The sequence below is a fragment of the Streptomyces sp. CA-251247 genome, assembly GCF_050952975.1.
Classification (GTDB): domain Bacteria; phylum Actinomycetota; class Actinomycetes; order Streptomycetales; family Streptomycetaceae; genus Streptomyces; species Streptomyces achmelvichensis.
The window spans coordinates 7,744,876-7,765,040 of sequence record NZ_CP191861.1 but is presented as its reverse complement, the minus strand read 5'-3'; the positions used below and the strand labels follow the sequence as shown (position 1 = coordinate 7,765,040).

The following is a 20,165-nucleotide window of genomic DNA, read 5'->3' as shown; positions in this document are numbered from 1 at the left end:
TCTCCCTCTGTCCGGCCGGCGACCATCACCCGGCGGCCTGTTGCCCAGTTTCGCTCCGGCGACCCACCGTCGCACGCGAAACCGGGCAGGCCACTCCCCTGGACGGATGTACGGATGACGGTTCTGCTGACGGCCGCTCGGTCGTCCGGCCGCTTGCCGTCACGCAGCGGTTCGGACGACCGGTGGGCGACGTACCCGGCCCGGGCCGGACAGTTGATGACGCCTCTACGCACGAGGGCGGGTGACCACGTTGATGTTGAACGTGTGAGAACCCAGACCGCCCGCGATGCCCATGAAGAGCAGGGCGAAGTGCTCCTGTCCCCGTGCGGTGGCGATGCCGCCGATGTCCAGCTGGGACGAGAGAGGCCAACCGAGGTCGGTGAGCAGTCGGCCGGTGGTCCGTTTGGCTTCGGCGTCGTCACCGGAGAGGAAGACGGTGCTCGGGCCGTCCAGAGCGTCCGGGGCGGTCATGACGGTGGAGTCCATGGTGCACAGCGTCTTCACGACGGGCGTCAGCGGGAAGGCGTGCTGGATCTGTTCCGCCAGGCTGCTGTTGGGGTGCGAGAGCTCGGTGAAGTCGTCGGAGAGGCCGACCCCCACATCGATCAGCAGGCTGCCCGCCAGCGCCGGTGCCCCGATGGAGTGCAGCAGTTCCACGGAGACGGTTCCCGGGGTGGCATTGACGAGTACCTCCGCGTGGGCGGCTGTCTCGTTCAGGCCCGCTACGGGGAGCCCGAGGCCGGTCCGTTCCTCGGGCTGACGTGAACCGAGGAGCACGTCGTGCCCTGCGGCCTTCCAGCCGTGGGCCAGTGCTCGAGCGACGTTGCCGGTGCCAAGTAGTCCTAGACGCATGCTGGGACGCTAACGGTTGTCGGCGCGCGCCGAATCGGGCCTGAGGCCCAGGTGAACCGGCACCAAAGACTTAGGGCCATTTCGTTCGGATCCTGCCGGGCTTTCGGATCTTGCCGGGCACTGCTGTGTCCCGCTTTCCGGCCCGCCGCTCGCGGCCGAAGCCGAAACGGCAGCGCTTGCGCCGCGTCCTCTGTGCGCCACGTCTCATCCGAGGGTTGTCACACCGGTGGCGCGGCCGGTGTCTCCATGCCGAGTCCACAAGACAAGGGAGACACGATGAACGGGAACGTCGAGGTGGTCGTGGTCGGCGGCGGGTACGGAGGCGTGACAGCGGCCAACAGCCTGTCCCGGCACGATGGTGTGTCGGTGACGCTGGTCAATCCGCGTCCCGACTTCGTCGAGCGGATCCGCCTGCACCAGCGTGTGGCCGGCTCCGATGACGCGGTCGTGGGCTTCAGTGAGGTTCTGGGCGGGAACGTGCGTGTGGTGGTCGACGCCGCTACCCGGATCGACGCTGCCGAGCGCACGGTGTCGCTGGCGGGCGGCAGCGCGCTCACCTACGACTACCTCGTCTACGCGGTGGGCAGCGGCGCCTTCGATCCCGGCGTGCCCGGAGCAGCGGAGTTCGCCCATCGGGTGTCGGACCTCGAAGGGGCGGACCGGCTGCAGTCGGCCCTGGCCGCGACGCCCGCGTCGGATCCGGTGGTCGTGGTCGGGTCCGGCCCCACCGGCCTGGAGACCGCCGCCGAGCTGGCGGAAGTGGGCCGCAGGGTCACCCTGGTCTGCGGCAACGTGCTCGGCCCCTCCCTGCATGCCCGGGTCCGCCGCCCGGTCGCCCGTCGGCTCGCCAGGCTGGGTGTGACCGTCATCGAAGGTCCGCGCGCGCGGGTGAGGGAAGTGACCCGCGACGGCGTACAGCTCCACGACGGCCGCGAGCTGCCCAGCGCGGTGACGATCTGGACCGCGGGATTCCGCGTCCCGGACCTGGCTGCTCGCAGCGGGCTGCGCACCGACACCCAAGGCCGTCTGGTCACCGATGCGACGCTGACCAGCGTGGACGACGTGCGCATCGTCGCTACCGGGGATGCGGCGGGAATGACGGACCGGCCGTTCCGGATGAGCTGCCAGGCCGCCGTGCAGCTGGGCCCGGCAGCCGCCGCGACGATCCTGCGCCGGATCGCGGGGAGAACACCCGCTCCCGTGCGGATGTTCTTCGCGGGACAGTGCCTCAGTCTCGGCCGAAACGAGGGCGTCACCCAGTTCTCCTATCCGAACGACAGGGTGAACGCGCTCTACATCAGCGGGCGGCCCGGTGCCGGCGTCAAGGAGATCGCCTGCCGGTTCACCCTCAACAAGTTGGTCTCCGGGGCGCGCAGGGCCAGTTCCCGCGCATCCCAGGGTGCCGGAACCGACCGCCTGGATACGCCTCGGCCGGAACACCGCACGACGCCGTCCAACACCTGACGCGCGGCCCGGCCGCCACGTCTTCTTGGGCCGGACCGACCTCGGTCCGGCCCAAGAAGGACCGAGCCGGCGGGACAACACGCGACGCCGTGGCCTCGTACGGCCTGGCCGCGCCGAGTCGCCCCGCCCACCGGTGCCCCCACGTAGCCTGATCAGTGGGGAGAATCCTGCCGACGGCCCCGTCTTCAGGCCGGGCCGATTTTCCACCGCCTGCTTCCGGCACGTGGGCCCGACCCCCAGAGAGTGAAGCGCACGACATGAACGACCATGCCGCCGACCCCGCGACGGAGGCCTTCGTCGCCCACCGCGACCTGCTGTTCACCGTCGCCTACGAGATGCTCGGATCGGCGGCCGACGCCGAGGACGTCCTCCAGGAGGCCTGGCTGAGGTGGGTCAAGGTCGACCAGTCGCAGGTGCGGGACCAGCGCGCCTTCCTGGTACGCATCACGACCCGGCAAGCCCTCAACCGGCTGCGCACCCTCAAACGGCGCAGGGAGGCCTACGTCGGCCCCTGGCTGCCCGAGCCCCTGCTCACCGCGCCGGACGTGGCCGAGGACGTCGAACTGTCCGAGAACTTGTCGCTGGCGCTGATGTACATCCTCGAGACCCTCTCCCCGACCGAACGCGCCGTCTTCGTGCTGCGCGAGGTCTTCGATTTCGGCTACGAGGACATCGCGGCCGCGATCGACAAGAGCGCGGCCGCCGCACGCCAGATCGCCCACCGCGCCCGCCGGCACGTCGACGCGCGGCGGCCGCGGACACCGGCTTCCCCGGAAGAGGCCCGGGCGGCGTTGGAATCGTTCCGGTGCGCACTCGCGACCGGGGACCTGCAGGGACTGCTCGACGTCCTCGCCCCGGACGTTGTTTTCGTCAGCGACGGCGGCGGCCTCAGGCTGGCGGCCCTGCGGCCGGTCGTCGGCCCCGACAAGGTGCTGCGTTACATGGCCGGCAGTGTCGACAAGGCGGGCGGCGTGCTCACTGGTGAGTCCACCACGGTCAATGGCAACCCCGGGCTCGTCCTGCGCCTGGACGGCGTGATCGACGGCGTGCTGGCGTTCCGCGTGGAGAACGCTCGCGTCACGGGCCTGTACTACGTCCGCAACCCGGAGAAGCTCAGCCGCGTCGAGTCCGAAACCCCTCTCGCCTCCCGGTGAGCGTCCCCCGGCGCCCGGTGACGACCACGTGGTCTTCAGCGGGCGCACGGCGTAACGGAACAAGCCGACGGTCTCTCCGCACAGAAGCAGCGGGTCCGCCCTCTCGGCGAACGAGCACGGCTTCGGCGGGCACGGCTTCGCCGAACTCAAGAGCTCGCGCACCCGGGCACGCCCGCCCTCCGGCCAAGCCCTGCCTGCTGTCACACCGGCGGCAGGTCCTGCGGCCGGCGCAAAGGATCGATCACAGCGCCCGGGTTGAGAATGCCCGCCGGGTCGAGCGTCGCCTTGCCGGCCCGCAGAGCGGCGGCGAACAGGTCGGGACGTTGCCGGTCGTACCACGGCCGGTGGTCGCGGCCCACCGCGTGGTGATGCGTGATGGTGCCACCGGAGACGAGCAGTGCCTCGGAGACGGCCGCCTTGATCTCGTCCCACTGCTCCACGGTCCTGCCCCAGTCACCGGTGGCGTAGATCCCGAAGTACGGTGCGGGGCCGTCCGGGTAGACGTGCGTGAACCGGCACGTCACCACACCGGTGGCACCGACCTTGCGCATGGCGTCCTGGGCCGCGTCGTCGACGGCTGCGCGCAGGCTGTCGAACCGGTCCCATGTGCATGCGGTCTCGAAGGTCTCCACGATCATGCCCTGAGCCGCGAGCGCGTCCCGCTGGTAGGGCATCCGTACGAACGAGGACCGCCAGGTGTCGGCGGCTCCGCTGTGCGCGGACCGGTCGGCGGTGTCGCTGTAGCGCGCCGGCTCGGGCAGGGTGCCGCCGTGATCGCGGCAGAGTTGCACGGCGCGTTCCATCCAGGCGGTGACCGGGTGATCCGCGGATTCGAAGCCGAGCACCAGGACTGCCGTCGGGGAGCCTGCGTTGATGAACGCCTCCACGGGGTCCAGGAGGCGGCAGTTGGACGGGTGCAGGCCCGACTGGGACAGCGCGCGCACGGCGTTCACGCCCGCGTCGTAGTCCCTGAAGGCCACCGATGCGCCTGCCCGCCACCGGGGGCGGTCCTGGAGGCGGACCCATGCCTGGGTGATGACGCCGAGCGATCCCTCGGAACCGAGGAACATCCGGTCGGGGGAAGGGCCCGCACCCGAAGCAGGAAGCCGGCGGGATTCGACGACCCCTGCGGGGGTGACGACCCGGAGGGATTCGGTGAGGTCGTCGATGTGGGTGAGGACCGTCGCGAAATGGCCCCCGGCGCGGGTGGCCAGCCAGCCGCCGAGGGTGGAGAACTCGAAGGACTGGGGGAAGAACCGGAGCGTGTAGCCGTGGGGCCTCAGTTGGTCCTCGAGCTGCGGGCCGAGAGCCCCGGCCTGGACGAGCGCGGCCCGGCTGGTCCGGTCGACTTCGAGGACGCGGTTCATCGCGGTGAGGTCCAGGCTGACCGCCCCTGCGTAGTCGCCGCCGACGCGCGGCTCGACGCCGCCCACGACCGAGGAGCCGCCACCGAAGGGGACGACCGCGATGCCGGCGTCGCTGCACCAGTCGAGCACCTGGACGACCTCGGCCTCCGAGGTGGGGCGTACGACGAGGTCCGGCACGTGCGGCAGCTTCCCCAGCAATGCCCGGGCCACGTCGCGGAAGGCCTGACCGTGGCTGTGCGCCAGCCGGTCGCGTACGTCTTCGGAGACGATCGGCGCCAGAGCCTGCGGCGCCCGGACGCTGCTCGCGCCCACGCCGAACGACTCGATCGGCGGGGCCGTGTGTGCGGTCAGGTCCGCTCCCGGCAGCAGATCCGAGACCCTCCGGGTCAGCGCGTCACGCTCCGGGCCGACCACCGCGTCCTCGACATTGCCCCATCCCCACCACGAACGCGTTCTGCCTTGCACCGCCCGACACCACCGATCTTAATGATGGGTAAGTTACCGAGCGGTCAGATTGGCATAGGATGCCTCCATGAGCAAGCAGGACAAGACCACGCGCGGTGTGGGAACCAAAGGCATGCCCCGCAGGGACCGGGAACAACTGATCCTGGACGCGGCGGCGGAAGAGTTCGGCACCAAGGGCTACGTGCGCGGGTCGACTGCGGACATCGCGACGCGGGCAGGGATCACCAAGCCCATGATCTACGAGTACTTCGGGTCCAAGGACGGGCTCTACTCGGCCTGCCTGGACCGCGCCGGCTCCCGGCTCGCCGCGGCGATCGCATCGGCGCAGGACGGGTCACCGGACATCGCGCGAGCCGCGCGCACCATGGAGGCCGTCTTCCGGGCGCTCGAATCCCGCTTGTACGACTGGGAGCTCGTCTACGACACCACCGTGGCCGCCAACAGCGACCTCCATGCGAGGGCGACCGAGTACCGGCGCGCGTTCAACCGAATGGGAGCCGTCGGCGTGGCCGAGGTACTCAGTGCCTCACACGTGACCGAGCCGCTCGACGCCGACCTCGTCACGCACCTCTGGTACGGGACGGTGAGCTCTGCGGTCGGATGGTGGCGGCACCATCCCGAGCAGACCGCCGACGAGATGACCGCGCGATTCCAGCGGGTCCTGGCGGCCCTGTTCGCGCAGGACCGATCGAACCCCGAGCGATCGTGACGACACCACCGCTCCGGCAGGTCTTCGGCCACCTGTGCGCGATGCAGCGCGAGCCGCGCCGACTCACGACACAATGACCGCATGAAGCGTCTTCCCTCCCGGGCAGTCCGGGGTTCCACCCTCTCCTTGTGGTCGAAGGACTCCTTCCTGTCGATCGGCTCCGTGGGCTCCGTGCTGTCCATCGGTTCGGTGGGCAGCGCGCTCTCCATCGGGTCCATCGGCTCCTCGCTGTCCATCGGCTCGATCGGGTCCGGCATGTCGGTTCTGTCGTTCGGGTCCCTGCAGAGCGTCGGGAGCGCGCTGTCCGTCCAGACGCGATGGTCCCTGATGGCCGCCGGCTCGTACCGCCCGTTCGCCTCGCCCGGCACGCTCACCGCGGTCGGCGTGGGCGCCCTGGCCATGGCCGGCGCGCTCGCCCTGCGCACCCGCGGCGCCAGGCGCTGAAAAGGCCGGACCGAGCACGATCCGGAGGCCGGCGGTAGGCAGCCGCGCGCGCCGCTCACCCCCCACCGGACATCGGGCAGGACTCCTTTGTCAGTGCCAGATGAAAGGGTCGGTCCCATGACCAACTCTGCTGCCATCAGGTCCTATTGGGATGCCGCCGCCCCCGCCTTCGACGACGAGCCGGACCACGGCCTGCGCCAGGAGAAGACCCGCGAGGCGTGGTCGACGTGCCTTGCCTCCTGGCTGCCGACCGGCCCGGCGGACGTACTGGACGTGGGCTGCGGCACCGGGTCGCTGTCATTGCTGCTGGCCGAAGCCGGACACCGGGTCACCGGCGTCGACCTCGCACCGCGCATGGCCGAACAGGCCCGGGCCAAGCTCGTCGCCGCAGACCTGGAGGGCCGCTTCCTGGTGGGCGATGCCGCCGCTCCGCCCACCGGCGACGAGACTTTCGACGTCGTGCTCTCCCGACATCTGGTGTGGACCCTGCCCGACCCGCTGGTCGCGTTGCGCCATTGGGTCGCCCGGCTCCGGCCCGGCGGCACTCTCGTTCTGATCGAGGGACGTTGGCGAGAAGCCGGACAAAGCGGAGTTCCGTACGTGGCCGGCGCCGAAACCCTGCCGTGGCATCGCGGCATCAGCGCAGGCAAGCTCACTGCCGCCGTCAGTCCCTTCGTCACCCACCTGCGCGTCGAAGACCTCAGCCGCAAGGCCGACCTCTGGGGCGGCCCGGTGACCGACGAACGCTACGCCCTGATCGCCAGGAGCTGACGCTCCCGGGGGGGAGAGACACCCAAGCCCTGGACCGACCGTCGGTCGGTCCAGGGCTTGGGCGGTTACGTCAGCCGGCCCGACGCTCCTTGACCCCACTGGTCTCGAAGTCATAGATCGTCTGATTGATGCGGAGGCCGTCGACGGCCCCGATCCACAAGTTGTCGCGGCCCTTGCCCACCGCGGCCGTGTAGATGGTCGCTCCCTCGCCACCGTCGTTGAGCGAGGTCTTCAACTCCTCCAAGGTGCACTCGGCGGCAGCGTTGCAGGCCGTCTCGCTGCCCGTGAGGAACCAGTGGCCGGTCGAGGTGGCATCGAGGAAGGGACTCCAGCCGTTCGTCACGGGGGAGGCATCCGGCACCCACACGATCGTGGAGTAGTTGTCGGCCGGGAGCGCGGTCAGGTTCGGATCGATCTCGAACCGGATGTTCGGCAGGTTCTCGGTGCCGCCGTACGTGATGTTCTCCCCGGTCTGGAAGACGTGGAACCCGACCCTCCGAAGCCCTTGCACCGAGTCGCCGAAGAAGTCGACCTCGTTGCCGAAGTCGACCTTCTCGCTGGAGGGGCTCAGCGAGGTGGATGCGTCCGCCACCGCGATGCCGAGGCTGCCCCGGCCGTAGGGCGGCCTGGCGGCGGTGCCCGTCACGCCGAACGAGCCGTACGGGCCGTTCCTCAGATCGGCGACGGGAGAGCCGATCGTGTTGCGGGCGATCACGCCCCAGTGGTCCGCGCGTGCTTCGTTTCCGTCGTTTCCGTCGTTTCCGTCTGCGGCAGTCGACATCGATGCGGAGAGTGTCGAGGCGACGATCGCGGCAACTGCCGCGATGACGAGCGCCTTCCCCCGGGTCATGCCAAAGCGAGTGCTCACACTCAGTCCTTCCACGTAGCCGAAGGGCACCTTGCATGCGCGGGGTGCCCGACCGAAGCGACGCACCCGAATTCAAATGACTCACGGTGACGGCGCATTCACCATATGGGGGCACAAGCGGCCATCCCGCAACGGCTGATCCCGAGAGACCGCTACTCTCCGTGCTGAAACTGCAGCCTCCGCGCGGCGCTGGACGACGGTCTCGGAGCCGGGTCAGACAGACAGCCCCTGCCCCGCCGTTCGTGGCACCGATGCCCTTCCGCCCTCAGCCGGTCCGGTCATGACGGCGACTCCCTCCCGGGCCGGGTTGCCACCCCACCTCTCACGAGGAGGTACTTCCTCGCCCTTCATCAGGAAGGAGTCGGCCGCCAGGAACGCCCTGTCGCCCACGGTGGTGCCGTAGTGGACGAAAGCACCGACCCCGAGGGTCACACCGGCGCCGAGTGTCGCGTGGTCCGACTTGAAGGCCCCGTCCTCCTGGGAGTGGCACTGGATGACGGTTCCGGCGTTGAGGGTGCAACGGTCGCCGATGGTGACGAGGGCTCGTTCGATCAGTGAGCAGCCGTCGTCGAAGACCTGGCGGCCGATCCGGACGCCGAGCAGCCGCCAGACGACATTCTTGAACGGGGTGCCGTTGAAGAGCTGCATGTACCGGTGGGTCGTCAGTTTCCAGAAGCGTTCGTGGCGCCAGAAGGACAGGTCGTAGATCGAGCAGTACAGCGGCTTCAGCGGCCGCACGCGGGTGACGGTCCGTTCCACCAGCGCGTAGAAGAGGACGGTGAACACCAGGGTGACCAGGCTGGCCACGGCGATCGGTGTCACGCCGTGGACGTGGTACAGGTCGACGGCGGCCATCGCGATGAGGGCGACGACATAGAAGTGGAACCAGCGCATCAGCAGGTACAGGGTTGCGGTGAGCGCGTTGTGCCTGTTCTTGGCGGACAGGCCTCGGCGCAGTTCGTCGCCGGTCTCCAGATCGTTGAACCGGTTGTCGCGCATCACCGTGCGCGGAATCTCGAAGCTGGGGGAGCCCAGCAGCCCCACGCCCTCACGCACCGGACCGTCGATGGGCACCATGACCTTGGTCGCGAGCAGGCAGTTGTCGCCGACGCGGCCGCGTGAGGGATAGGCGATGTTGTTGCCGAGGAAGCTGCTCGCTCCGATCGAGGTCGGGGCGAAGCGGAAGGACGTGCTGGAGAAGTCGGCGTTGATGACCGACAGCCCGTCGGCGACCATCGTCCCGCTGCCGACCTGGCTCATGTACGGGCTGTCGTGCTTGACCAGGGAGCCGAAGTTCGAGCCGGTCTGCTCGACCCTGCACAGGTCGTAACCCAGACAGCGCAGGTAGTGGACGATGGCGGAGCTGTCCCCGAAGAGCAGGACGAAGAACCTGATGTTGGTCAGCCGCGTGAGGGCCCGCTGGAGACCGTGGTGGAAGCCGTACAGGGGGTAGATCTTGCCCGGCTTGATCACCGGGCGGAGCGTCCGCGGCACCGCGTTCACGGCTACGAGGCCCGCCAGCAGGCCACCGAAGAAGGCCACCAGGGAGGCAAGCAGGGCATCGATGTAGAACCCGGGGCTGGTGAAAGCCGGTTCGGGGTTCAGCAGCACATCCAGCTGCGGGAGTGCGGTGAGGACGAGGCTCAGACCGCCGAGCGTCAGCGGCAGATAGACGCCCAGCAGCAGCAGGAGTTGGGCAGCGGTGTAGAGGGTTTTGCGCAGTCCCCCGCACGGGATGGGCTCGACAGCCCGGAAGTCGGTGGTGGTGGGCTCGGCCGGGGAACCGTGCCACGCCTCCCCCGCGGGTACGCTCTGGCCGCTGTGGAGCGAGGAGACATGGCCCAGTTGAGCGTTGTCGCCCATCGCGGTGTCGATGTCGAGAACGGTCTGCTCGCTCACCGTCGCGTTCCGTCCGAGCGTGACGGGACCCGTCTCGATCACCCCGTCGTGCGCCCGGTAGCAGGAGAAGAACGCGTCCTTCCGGATGACGGTGCCGTCCTCGACCGTGAGCATGTCGGTGCACACCGGCACGTTGCGGGAGAAGATCGCGACATTGCGGCCGATCTTCGCGCCCAGCGCCCTGAGGTACAGCGCGTACAGGGGCGTTCCGACGAACAGGCGCATCGGGCTGGTGCGGATCAGTGTTTTCACACACCAGAAACGCAGATACCCAAGGCTCCACACCGGGATCCGGCGGGGCCGAAAGCGGCCGATGAGCAGCCACTTGACGAGTACCGAGAGGCAACAGGCGCCCACGAAGGCCGCGGTGACGAACAGCGTCGATCGCAGGTAGAGGTCGAGGGCTCCGGAACCGTCCTGGATCCACTCGTAACCCCGTACGGCGAAGAGCGCGGCGAGGAAGGACACGCCGAGGAAGAGGAGGAGTTGCAGCGTCCCGCAGAGGATGTACTGCCCGGTACGGACTCGCGAAGACACAACAGCGGCCGGCGCGTCGGTGCTTGCCGGGGAGGGCTCGACAGTCTTCACTCCCCCGGCTTGCGGAGCGACGTCGGGCGGGGCCGGTTCGCTCTCCGGCACCACCAGGCCGACGGCCAGACTCTTGACCGTGGGGGTGCGGTAGATGTCCTTCATCGAAACCGTCGGAAGGTCATCGCGCTTACGCACGCGCGCACAGAACTGCGCCATCACCAGCGAATCCGCCCCCAGATCGGCGAAGAAATCACCGTCCACCGGCACCCTTTCGGTATGCAGGACACCGGCGAGTATCTCGGCCAACTGGGCCTCCACGTCCTGTGACGGTGCATCAGTGACGGCATGGGAGTCCACTGCGGTCGGCTCGGTGGCAACGGCAGCGAATTCGGCGGCCAGCCCGTGGATCGTGGGCGTGCGGTAGATGTCCTTCATCGAAACCGTCGGAAGGTCATCGCGCTTCCGCACGCGGGCACAGAACTGCGCCATCACCAGCGAATCCGCACCCAGATCGGCGAAGAAATCACCGTCCACCGGCACCCTTTCGGTATGCAGGACACCGGCGAGTATCTCGGCCAACTGGGCCTCGGTGTCGGGCTGCCCATGGCGACTGGCAGAAGTGTCCACCAGGGCCGGGGAATCGGATGCAGCAGCATGTACCTCGGAGCTGTTGGCCTTCACAACTGTTCCTCCCGGGGCATACGCGAAGCCTCAGCCCGGGCAGCCTGCGTCCGGCGGATGCGAGCTCGGCCCAGAGCCGAGACAGACGATCCGCCTGCCACGAGGACATGATCTGTCGTCGATTCGTCGAACTGCGAGTACATGGTCGTTCACCTGCAGTCGGTGCGGTTCACGCCGAGCTGTCCCTCGGTCTCACGGGACCGCGCATAGAGGGGCTGGTAACAGATGTGGTAATCAAGGCAATTCCCCAGTGTAAACACTCCTCAACCCATCGGGTCCGGGCGGATGAGATATATCCGGCACAGGACTTCGGGACCCGAAAGGAATCCTGACAGGGCAGACGAATGCGGCTGCGAATCGCGGCCTCGCGCGAAGCGGACAACCCCGGTCGACAACGTGCGCAGTTCGGCCGGCGGACACGAGATACCCCCGCCGGTCGGCGGGGGTGCTCCGGTCACCTGCCGGATGGTTGAAGTCGTCAATTTCCCGGAGATTGGTGCCCAATGAGACGCGTCTCCGCTCCGGTCATGCCGTCCGCGACAGCCGCGGACGATGCACCCGGCCGCACCCCGTCAACGGGGAGGATGATCGGTCTCGATGTTGCGCGCGCCCTGGCGATCTTCGGGATGTTTGCCGCGCACATCGGCCCCGAGCCGTCGGTCGGCGGCCCGATGGGCTGGCTCATGGAGGTGGCGCGCGGCCGGTCGGCGGCCCTGTTCGCCCTCCTCGCCGGGTTCACGCTGATCCTGCTCATGGGCCGTCCGCAGCCGCGCACAGGGCGGAGTGGACGCCAGGCAGCGGGCCGTGTTCTGATCCGCGCCGCCGTTCTGATCGTCCTGGGCTACGCACTGGTCCTGCTCGACACCGATGTCGACGTCATCCTCGCCTTCTACGGACTGCTGTTCGTCCTCGCTCTCCCGCTGTACCGGCTGAAGGCGAGGACGCTGGCGATCATCGCGGCGTCGACCGCTCTCGTCCTGCCTCAGGTGCTGTACCTGCTGAGGGCGGCTGTCGACGGCGGAAGTTGGGCGGACACGCTGATCGACCTGGATCCGCTGGCCCGGATCACCGACTCCGACGGGGTTCTCGAACTGTTCGTGACCGGTGAGTATCCGGCGCTGACCTGGTTCTCCTTCATCGTCGCCGGCATGGCGCTGGCCAAGCTGGACCTCTCGCGCCGTGACACCCTCGTCAAGCTGGCCTGCACAGGCGCGTGCCTCGCCGTGATCGGCTACGGGGGATCGTGGCTCGCTCTGTATCTGGTCCCGGGAGCTCGGGCAGCCGTCAGCGCCGCGGCAGGCGGGGGACCTCCCGCTTCCGCGTGGTGGTCGGACGCCGTCGGTGAGGAGTTCGCCTCCGGGTATCCGGCCTGGCTGCTGGTGGCCGTCCCGCACAGCCAGACCACGTGGTCCATCGTGGGCAACACCGGTGTCGCGCTCGCCGTTCTGGCCGTCTGCTGCCTCACGGTTCAGCTCACCAAGGACCACCCTCGACTGCTGGCTCCGCTCGCCGCGGTGGGGTCGATCTCCTTGACCGCCTACGTCGCCCATATCGTGGTGATCCATTTCCTGGGCGCCGACAACCTGGAGGATCTGGACGGCTGGGCCCCACTGCCGGTGTTCCTCGCTTTCACTGTGGCGGCCATGCTGTTCGCCCTCCTCTGGACCCGCTACTTCCGGCGTGGACCGCTGGAGTACCTCCTCCGTGCCGCCACTGCTCCGGCACGCCGGATCAGGTGACGGACAGCGGAGGGTGCGTCCTGCCGGACGGAGCCTGTCGGTCGGAGAAGGCCGCCCGGTCAGCGGAGGGCCTGGATGGCGTCGGTGCGATGCACCACGACAGCGCACCGGAGGCACCCCCGCCGACCGGCCGGCGTCCCCCGCCACGTGGCCGCATTCGGCCTCCGCCACCCGCGCGGTGCCTCTCGGCATGGTACGAATCGGACAGTGGTCCGGTGGCGAATGGAGCACACGTGATCCGGGTAATGGTGGTCGACGACGAGGCCCTGATCCGTACGGGCTTCCAGCGCATCCTCGACGCGGCGGACGACATCACGGTCGTCGCCGCGGTTCCCGGCGGCCAGGCGGTCGAGGCGGTGAAGGAGCAACGCCCCGACGTCGTGCTGCTGGACATCCGTATGCCCGACGTGGACGGACTCACCGTCCTGGCCGCCCTCCGCCGACTGCCGGAGCCGCCCATCGTGGCCATGCTCACGACGTTCGACATGGATGAATACGTGGCGACCGCACTGCGCTCAGGCGCTGCCGGATTCCTGCTCAAGGACACCGACCCCGAGGAACTGCCGTTCCTGGTGCGCGACCTCGCGGGCGGCGACAAAGTCCTGTCCTCCAAGGTCACCCGGATGGTCGTCGACACCTATCTGGATGCCGGATCCCAGGAACTCGCCGCCCGCAGTGTGGCCCGGCTGACCGATCGCGAGCGCGACGTACTCGTCCTCGTCGCCGAGGGGCTGTCGAACACCGACATCGCCACACGGGTGCACCTGAGCACCGGCACGGTCAAAGACCATGTGAGTGCCATCCTCACCAAGCTCGAGGTGGCCAGCCGCGTGCAGGCCGCCCTCCTCGCCGAGAGGGCGGGCCTTCTCAGGCAGCCGCGGGACCAGGAGCAGGGATGACCGGCCGACGTCTCCCCGCAGGCCTCGTCGACGCCGCCCTCGTCGCAGTCGCGCTCCTCGATGTCTGGGTCCACCTCGACGCCGACGAGCCGCTGCGTCTGGCCTTTGCCGTGGGAGCCGCCTTCGCCCTTCTGTTGCGCCGTCGGCTGCCCCTGCTCACCTTCGTGCTCACCCTGCCGGCCATCCTGCTGTCCGCCGCGATCTTTGCCGGGGTGGTGGCGCTGTACTCGCTCGCCACACTGTCCCGGAACCGCGTCATGCTGGGCTTCTGCGTCCTGGCGTATGCGATCTGTGACATGTCGTCGTGGCCGTCACCGGAGATCGATCTGTCGGACACCTCGACCCTGATCACTCTGGGCTACACCACCGCGACGGCGGCGGCGGCCGTCTTCCTCGGCCAGCTCGTCCAGACCCGGCGGGACCTGTCGCTGCGGCTCGCCGAGATCTCCGAGGCACGTGACCACGAGCGGATGCTCACCGACCAGTCCGTGCTGGCCAAGGAGCGCGCGCAGCTCGCCCGGGAGATGCATGACGTGGTCTCCCACCAGGTCAGCCTGATCGCGGTGAGGGCCGGAGCACTCCAGGTCGGCAGCCCGGACGCCGAGGTCAAGGAAGCGGCGGCCACGATCCGGGGGCTGAGCGTGCAGACCCTCCAGGAACTGCGGCACATGGTCGACGTCCTGCGCGCCTCCGGGGGGCGCCCCACGGAGCTGACTCCGCAGCCGTCCCTGGCCGACCTCCGGCAACTCGTCGAGGGCAGCGGCATCGAAGCAGAGCTGCGGACGGACCTGCCCAACGGCCTCTCGCCGGCCGTCCAGCGCGCCATCTACCGCACCGTCCAGGAGGCGCTGACCAACGTACGCAAGCACGCGCCCGGCGCGGCCGCGACGGTGAGCATCCGCCACCAGGGCGGCACCGTGCGGGTCACCGTCACCAACAGCGCCCCGACGAGGCCCGCACTCCCGCTGCCCAGCGCGCGGTACGGTCTGGTCGGCCTGCATCAGCGTGCCGCGCTCCTCGGCGGGACCGTCACCTCGGGCCCGACGGCGGACGGCGGATACGAACTTCACCTGGAGCTGCCGGACGATGGCAGAGCGTGACCAGTCCGCTCGCCCAGCTCTCAAGACATCGTCGCCGGAAGGCGCTGCTCGGGCGCCGGACGCCGGTTTCGGCCGGGCGGTGCGGGTACGCCAGCCGATCGGCGGGGGCTGTTCCGGACATGTGCCGGATGGTTGCCCAGGGCCGTTTCACCAACGCTTGTGTCTATGACGCACATCGTGGCTTCGGTCGTAGCGTCCGCCCCGGCGGACGACTCACGATTTTGTGCGTCGTCGACAGGACGGCTGATCGGCCTCGACCTGGCATGCGGTCCGGCGATCCTCGGCATGTGCGCCGCCCACGTCGGTCCCGACCCGTCCGTGGGAGGCCGGCCGGGCCGGCTGCCGGAAACGGCGCGCGGCCGCTCGGCGACACTGTTCCGACGCGGCTCACTCGAATACCTGCTGCACACCGCCACCGAACCCGCCCGCCTGATCACCTGACTCGCGGGAACCGGCCCGTGTCATCTCGGCCGGAATAAGGAGGTCAATGCCATGACTGTCACACTGACATTCCTGTGTGCGACCGCTCCGGCCCCCCTCACTGACACCCGCCTCGGAGACGGTCCCCGAAGCGATCGCGCCGTGCGTGCGGCAGCTACGGCGATAGCAGCACTGCCTCGCCACTCACTGGCTGTGCGGGCGCCTTCGACCCGCTGCGCGCTGACCGCGTACAGCCTCGGGCTGAACACCACACCCGAACCGGGATTGCGCGACCTCGACTACGGCAGGTGGTACGGCAGTACGGTCGGCGATGTCGTGGCCGGTGACCCCTTCGGGCTCTCCGCCTGGCTCACAGACCCCGACGCCACACCCCACGGAGGCGAGTCGGTACGCGAGCTGTGTCGACGCACCGCGCAGTGGCTGAACAGCGTCCCGTCCGATGCCGGGCACGTACTGGCCGTCGCCGAACCGGCGGTCATCCGGGCCTCGCTCGTCCATGCCATGGCCGCACCGGCACGAGCGTTCTGGCACCTCGACGTGCCGTCGTCCGTGCTCTCCCTCACCTCGCGCGGCGGCCGCTGGAGCTGGAGCACCCGGCTCGGCTACATCGCTCCCGTACAGCGCTGGCCGTCGGACGTGGAGCGTTCGCCTGCCGGCGGAATCGACCGTGACGAGAGCCTCGTCCCTCTGTGATCGTGACGGTCGGCCCACGTGGGCTGGGGTGCGAGGCAGGCGTGGACGGCTGTCTGAGAGTGCGGCAAGGTGCCGGCCGACCGGCCTGCCGAAGGCCTCCGTCAAAATCGCTCGACGGGAGGGGTTCCTGCGTACTGTGATGGCCGCGACCGCCCGCCGTGCCGACGGGCCGAACGCAGGAGCCGCTCTTGACGGCCGAACGAACCTCGCACATCCGCCCGTTGGTCGATGCAGGCCTGGTCAGGCGCCTGGTCGACACGCAGTTCCCCCACTGGTCCGCACTGCCCCTGGAACTGCTCGACCCGGCCGGTTCGGACCACGTGATCTACCGGTTGGGCAAGGAACTGTCCGTCCGGCTCCCCCGCCATGCCGGAGCCATCGGGCAGGCCAGGAAGGAGTCCGAGTGGCTGCCTCGGCTCGCCCCGCATCTTTCTCTGGCCATCCCGGTGCCGCTGGCGGTGGGCCGGCCCGACTTCGGCTATCCGTGGCCGTGGGCGGTGTCCCACTGGCTGGACGGCGAGGTCGCGACGGTCGAGGCGCTGGCCGACTCCACCGTGGCCGCCGTGGAACTGGCGGAGTTTCTGGCCGGGCTTCAACGGTTCGAGGCCGGAGCCATCCCGGCCGAGGATGTCAGCGAGCACCTTTCCGGCGGGTCACTGGCCGACCGCGACCGGTCCACGCGGGCCGCCATCGCACAGGCCGACGGCGCGTTCGACGCCGTGGCGATGACCGCGCTGTGGGACGCGGCGCTCAGCGCACCCGAGTGGGACCGCCCGCCGGTCTGGTTCCACGGTGACTTCCACACCGGCAATCTGCTCATGGTCGACGGCAGCCTCAGCGCGGTCATCGATTTCGGCGGACTCGGCATCGGCGACCCGGCCTGCGATCTGATCATCGCCTTCACCCTGATGTCGGCAGGAAGCCGCGCCGCCTTCCGTGCCGCGCTCGATGTGGACGACGCCACCTGGACGCGGGGGCGCGGCTGGGCTCTTGCCACAGGTCTGAATGCCTACACGACGTACGCCGCTGTCGACCCCCGAGTGGCCGAGCAGACCACCCGCCAGATCACCCAGGCCCTCATCGGCCGGTGAGTTGCGCAACAAGACGGCGAACCCCCTCGACTGTGACGCGAAGAGCCCCGCGGATGCAGGAAGATGAGCGGACCGACGGACGACGACACGTCTCGTCACCGGCGGCTTTGCAGATTCCGGAACCGAGCAGCAGGCGGCAGCACGTTGACGACACATTGCATACCGGATGTACGACCCCTTCCTGATGCGGTGGGAGGCAGTCGGTGAACCGAGACCTCACGCCGCACGACTGGATCGTCGCGGGAATCTGGGTGGCCGTCGGGCTCGCGGCGGGCCTGCTGCTGCGTCTTCTCCTGCGCTGGCTGGGCAAGCACGCGACCCGTACGCGCTGGAGCGGCGACGACGTCCTCGTCAACGCACTGCGGGCGCTGGTGCCGGTCGCGGCGCTCACGGGCGGGGTCACGGCCGCCGCGGCGGCGCTGCCGCTGACCGACCGGGTCAACCACACCGTCAACCAGGTCCTTTCGGGGCTCCTCATCCTCGCCGCCACCATCACGGCGGCGCGCGTGATCACCGGCCTGGTGCAGGCTGTCACGCAGTCACGGTCCGGCGTGGCCGGATCGGCCACGATCTTCGTCAACATCACCCGCGTCGTCGTCCTGGCCATCGGATGCCTGGTCGTCCTCCAGACGCTGGGCATCTCCATAGCCCCGCTGCTCACCGCCCTCGGCGTCGGCGGCCTCGCGGTCGCGCTGGCTCTTCAGGACACCCTCGCCAACCTCTTCGCGGGCATCCACATCCTCGCCTCGAAGACGATCCAGCCCGGCGACTACATCCGCCTCACCAGCGGGGAGGAGGGGTACGTCGTCGACATCAACTGGCGCAACACCGTCGTACGCAACCTCTCCAACAACCTCGTCATCATCCCGAACGCCCAGCTGTCGAGCACGAACATGACCAACTACAGCCGCCCGGAACAGGAGATGACCCTGCTGGTGCAGGTCGGCGTCGCATACGACAGCGACCTGGACCACGTGGAGCGCGTCACCTCCGAGGTGGTCAGCGAGATCATGAAGGAGGTCGAGGGCGCGGTCCCCGACCACGAACCCGCCGTCCGCTTCCACACCTTCGGGGACTCGCGGATCGGTTTCACGGTGATCCTCGGCGTCGGGGAGTTCAGCGACCAGTACCGAATCAAGCACGAGTTCATCAAGCAGCTGCACAAGCGGTTCCGCCTGGAGGGCATCCGCATTCCCTCGCCGGCACGGGCCGTCACGCTCCAGCAGAACGGCGTGGCCATCCCTCCGCAGCGGGACGGGACGCTGCCGATGATTCCGTAGCCGTGTCCGCGGGTGCGTGAGCTTCACGGGATCCTGCGGGTCTTGGGTGAGTCGGCCCATGCAGTGAGCCGACGGCCGGCGTCCTTGTCAGGGGGCGCCGGCCGGGCGCGCCTCACTGCCGCGCGGCCTTCGCCTGACGGAGGGCCAGGCGAAGGTGCTCACTCCTGCGAGGCGCGGCTCCGGCTAACGGACCTCGACGAAGACCGGATTCGAGTAGAACCACAGATCGTCCCAGGGGCTCTCCAGCCCGTCCGCGAGGGGTTCGGCCTCGTCGGTGCAGGTGCCGCGGACCCGGGCATAGAGGTCTCCCTCCACATGGCGCAGGGTGTGCCGGATGACGTAGTCGTCACCCCGCTTGCGCCAGTCGCGCGGGCCGAAGCGCGCCACGACCTTGGTGGTCGGGTTGGTGTCGACGTCGAGTTGGGAACTCGGGCCGGTGATCTCACCGACGATCAGGTCCACGCGCCGGACCTCCGGGCGGTCACCGTTGGCGTTCTTGCCCTTCAAGGGCCGGAACGTGATCTCGATGTCGACGTCCGTGCGATTGCGGCTGCTCACGGTCAGGGTTTCACCCATGGCCGCTTCACGGTTGCGATTGCTCGCGGTGAGATCGAGGCTGGTGATCAGGTCACCCGTGCCGACCCAGATCCGACCGTTGCGGAGTCCGTCCATGATGTCGGCGTAGTCGTGGCGGGCAAGGACGTGGGTCTTGCTGTACTCGCCGGGCCAGAAGTCTGCGCCGCCGCGCGTCCAGTGCACATGTGAGTCCGAGGTCGCGGTGATCCACCAGCGACGCCCCTCGCCGAGCAGGGAGTCCCACAGTCCGCCGACACGGGCTGTCATCTGGTCGAAGCCGCCATGGGTCGGGTAGTTGCCGTACCCACCGCGCGGGCCACCGTTGAGCGGGCCCGCCTGGTGACCGGGAGCGCCCTCGAAGCCGACGTAGATGTCCGGCGCCGTGTTGTTGCCGTTGCGGAACTCCCGCGGGGTGTCCTGGCCGTACACGCCGAGGCCGGTGGCCGACCGGGACGCGTGATGCGCGATGACCAGTGGCTTGCGCGGCATGTCCTTGGCAGCCTTCAAGAACTCGATCATCTTGGCCTCGGTGTCGCGGCCGCTATCGGCGGGGAAGGCGTCGTGCTTGGCGAAGCGGCTTTCCAGCTCGAAGAGCTGCTGAGCCTCGTCACGGTGGTGGGGGATCATCAGGGTGTGGTGGTCCAGTGCCGGAGCGTCGAACTCCATGCCCCAGAACTGGAGGACTCCGGGGACGAGCACACGTGAGCGGAGCAGGTCGGGATAGGCCTGTTCGATGTTCACCTTGGAGTGCGTCGGTCCACCGTGGTCGGTGCACATCACCCAGCTGAGACCGAAGTGCTTGGCCATGATCGCGTTGGTGACGATGGGGTAGACGGCGTCGGCACCCTTGTGGAAGGTCGGCGGGTTCGTCGACGTGTCGAACTCACCGCTGTACTCCGAGTGCACGTGGTGGTCGCCGGCTCGCCACACCCGTCTGCGCGCGTCGCCGGGTCTGGAATCGTTTCGGTCCTCTTCGGCCGCCGACGCCGGTCCGGCGACGGCGAGCGGGCTCGCGGCCGCCAACGTCGCTCCGACCCCTGCGTACTTGACCAACCGACGGCGTGAGATCGCTGAAGCCTCAGGATCTTCGCTGTTCTTTGCCCTCACGGTGAAGCCTCTCGATCAGCAGCTGGGAGCGACT

17 protein-coding genes are annotated in these 20,165 nt (G+C 69.0%); 12 read left to right on the top strand and 5 right to left on the bottom strand.

Translation table 11 applies throughout. From position 1 onward, the window contains the following. Positions 1–225: 225 nt before the first annotated feature. Positions 226–852, bottom strand: coding sequence for an NADPH-dependent F420 reductase (locus ACQPWZ_RS34640; protein WP_433573451.1), 627 nt, complete (start codon positions 850–852; stop codon positions 226–228). A 276-nt stretch (positions 853–1,128) separates the two neighbouring features. Here ACQPWZ_RS34640 and ACQPWZ_RS34635 point away from each other — a divergent pair, with 276 nt between their 5' ends. Continuing rightward, the gene (locus ACQPWZ_RS34635; protein ID WP_433573450.1) at positions 1,129–2,316 is read left to right on the top strand and encodes an NAD(P)/FAD-dependent oxidoreductase; all 1,188 of its coding nucleotides are present in this window, start codon (positions 1,129–1,131) and stop codon (positions 2,314–2,316) included. A 257-nt stretch (positions 2,317–2,573) separates the two neighbouring features. Further along, on the top strand, positions 2,574–3,470 hold the full coding sequence (locus ACQPWZ_RS34630) for an RNA polymerase sigma-70 factor (RefSeq protein ID WP_433573449.1): 897 nt from the start codon (positions 2,574–2,576) through the stop codon (positions 3,468–3,470). A gap of 200 nt (positions 3,471–3,670) precedes the next feature. On the opposite strand, the gene ACQPWZ_RS34625 is transcribed toward ACQPWZ_RS34630, so the two are convergent. Next, positions 3,671–5,302: an FAD-binding oxidoreductase gene (locus tag ACQPWZ_RS34625; protein ID WP_433573448.1), complete on the bottom strand. Its 1,632-nt coding sequence runs from the start codon at positions 5,300–5,302 to the stop codon at positions 3,671–3,673. A gap of 67 nt (positions 5,303–5,369) precedes the next feature. On the opposite strand from ACQPWZ_RS34625, the gene ACQPWZ_RS34620 reads away from it, so the two are divergent. The 3 genes from ACQPWZ_RS34620 (at position 5,370) to ACQPWZ_RS34610 (ending at position 7,226) form a co-directional block, all read left to right on the top strand. After that, complete coding sequence (locus ACQPWZ_RS34620) at positions 5,370–6,011, top strand: TetR/AcrR family transcriptional regulator (protein WP_433573447.1); 642 nt, start codon at positions 5,370–5,372, stop codon at positions 6,009–6,011. A gap of 81 nt (positions 6,012–6,092) precedes the next feature. Further along, on the top strand, positions 6,093–6,455 hold the full coding sequence (locus ACQPWZ_RS34615) for a hypothetical protein (protein ID WP_340477358.1): 363 nt from the start codon (positions 6,093–6,095) through the stop codon (positions 6,453–6,455). A gap of 117 nt (positions 6,456–6,572) precedes the next feature. After that, positions 6,573–7,226 (top strand): class I SAM-dependent methyltransferase, encoded by a 654-nt coding sequence (locus tag ACQPWZ_RS34610; RefSeq protein WP_433573446.1) that lies wholly within the window; start codon positions 6,573–6,575, stop codon positions 7,224–7,226. A 70-nt stretch (positions 7,227–7,296) separates the two neighbouring features. Here ACQPWZ_RS34610 and ACQPWZ_RS34605 read toward each other — a convergent pair whose 3' ends face one another. Next, a complete protein-coding gene (locus tag ACQPWZ_RS34605; RefSeq protein ID WP_433573445.1) occupies positions 7,297–8,094 on the bottom strand; it encodes a hypothetical protein in 798 nt (265 codons plus the stop codon). Positions 8,095–8,307: 213 nt separating this feature from the next. Next, positions 8,308–11,151, bottom strand: a complete 2,844-nt coding sequence (locus tag ACQPWZ_RS34600) for a Pls/PosA family non-ribosomal peptide synthetase (RefSeq protein WP_433573444.1) — start codon at positions 11,149–11,151, stop codon at positions 8,308–8,310. A gap of 638 nt (positions 11,152–11,789) precedes the next feature. Between ACQPWZ_RS34600 and ACQPWZ_RS34595 the strand changes: the two genes are divergently transcribed. The 7 genes from ACQPWZ_RS34595 (at position 11,790) to ACQPWZ_RS34565 (ending at position 18,448) form a co-directional block, all read left to right on the top strand. Then, positions 11,790–12,944, top strand: a complete 1,155-nt coding sequence (locus tag ACQPWZ_RS34595) for a DUF418 domain-containing protein (RefSeq protein WP_433573443.1) — start codon at positions 11,790–11,792, stop codon at positions 12,942–12,944. A 233-nt stretch (positions 12,945–13,177) separates the two neighbouring features. Further along, positions 13,178–13,843 carry a response regulator gene (locus ACQPWZ_RS34590; RefSeq protein ID WP_433573442.1) on the top strand — a complete coding sequence of 222 codons (666 nt, stop codon included), beginning with the start codon at positions 13,178–13,180 and terminating at the stop codon, positions 13,841–13,843. Then, entirely contained in the window at positions 13,840–14,943 is a 1,104-nt protein-coding gene (locus ACQPWZ_RS34585) for a sensor histidine kinase (protein ID WP_433573441.1), read from the top strand. The genes ACQPWZ_RS34590 and ACQPWZ_RS34585 overlap by 4 nt, the downstream gene beginning before the upstream one ends. A 165-nt stretch (positions 14,944–15,108) precedes the next feature. Continuing rightward, positions 15,109–15,384: a hypothetical protein gene (locus ACQPWZ_RS34580; RefSeq protein ID WP_433573440.1), complete on the top strand. Its 276-nt coding sequence runs from the start codon at positions 15,109–15,111 to the stop codon at positions 15,382–15,384. A 51-nt stretch (positions 15,385–15,435) separates the two neighbouring features. Continuing rightward, positions 15,436–16,077, top strand: a complete 642-nt coding sequence (locus ACQPWZ_RS34575) for a histidine phosphatase family protein (protein ID WP_433573439.1) — start codon at positions 15,436–15,438, stop codon at positions 16,075–16,077. Between the two features lie 188 nt (positions 16,078–16,265). After that, complete coding sequence (locus ACQPWZ_RS34570; protein ID WP_433573438.1) at positions 16,266–17,168, top strand: aminoglycoside phosphotransferase family protein; 903 nt, start codon at positions 16,266–16,268, stop codon at positions 17,166–17,168. Positions 17,169–17,371: 203 nt separating this feature from the next. Next, a complete protein-coding gene (locus ACQPWZ_RS34565) occupies positions 17,372–18,448 on the top strand; it encodes a mechanosensitive ion channel family protein (RefSeq protein WP_405575141.1) in 1,077 nt (358 codons plus the stop codon). Between the two features lie 183 nt (positions 18,449–18,631). Here the strand turns inward: ACQPWZ_RS34565 and ACQPWZ_RS34560 are convergent, their stop codons facing one another. After that, on the bottom strand, positions 18,632–20,047 hold the full coding sequence (locus ACQPWZ_RS34560; protein WP_433573437.1) for a phosphoesterase: 1,416 nt from the start codon (positions 20,045–20,047) through the stop codon (positions 18,632–18,634). Positions 20,048–20,165 lie beyond the last annotated feature (118 nt).

Coding starts and splice junctions, on each gene's coding strand:
- ACQPWZ_RS34640 (WP_433573451.1), bottom strand. CDS start 852: ATGCGTCTAGGACTACTTGGCACCGGCAACGTCGCTCGAGCACTGGCC.
- ACQPWZ_RS34635 (WP_433573450.1), top strand. CDS start 1,129: ATGAACGGGAACGTCGAGGTGGTCGTGGTCGGCGGCGGGTACGGAGGC.
- ACQPWZ_RS34630 (WP_433573449.1), top strand. CDS start 2,574: ATGAACGACCATGCCGCCGACCCCGCGACGGAGGCCTTCGTCGCCCAC.
- ACQPWZ_RS34620 (WP_433573447.1), top strand. CDS start 5,370: ATGAGCAAGCAGGACAAGACCACGCGCGGTGTGGGAACCAAAGGCATG.
- ACQPWZ_RS34615 (WP_340477358.1), top strand. CDS start 6,093: ATGAAGCGTCTTCCCTCCCGGGCAGTCCGGGGTTCCACCCTCTCCTTG.
- ACQPWZ_RS34610 (WP_433573446.1), top strand. CDS start 6,573: ATGACCAACTCTGCTGCCATCAGGTCCTATTGGGATGCCGCCGCCCCC.
- ACQPWZ_RS34595 (WP_433573443.1), top strand. CDS start 11,790: ATGATCGGTCTCGATGTTGCGCGCGCCCTGGCGATCTTCGGGATGTTT.
- ACQPWZ_RS34585 (WP_433573441.1), top strand. CDS start 13,840: ATGACCGGCCGACGTCTCCCCGCAGGCCTCGTCGACGCCGCCCTCGTC.
- ACQPWZ_RS34580 (WP_433573440.1), top strand. CDS start 15,109: ATGACGCACATCGTGGCTTCGGTCGTAGCGTCCGCCCCGGCGGACGAC.
- ACQPWZ_RS34575 (WP_433573439.1), top strand. CDS start 15,436: ATGACTGTCACACTGACATTCCTGTGTGCGACCGCTCCGGCCCCCCTC.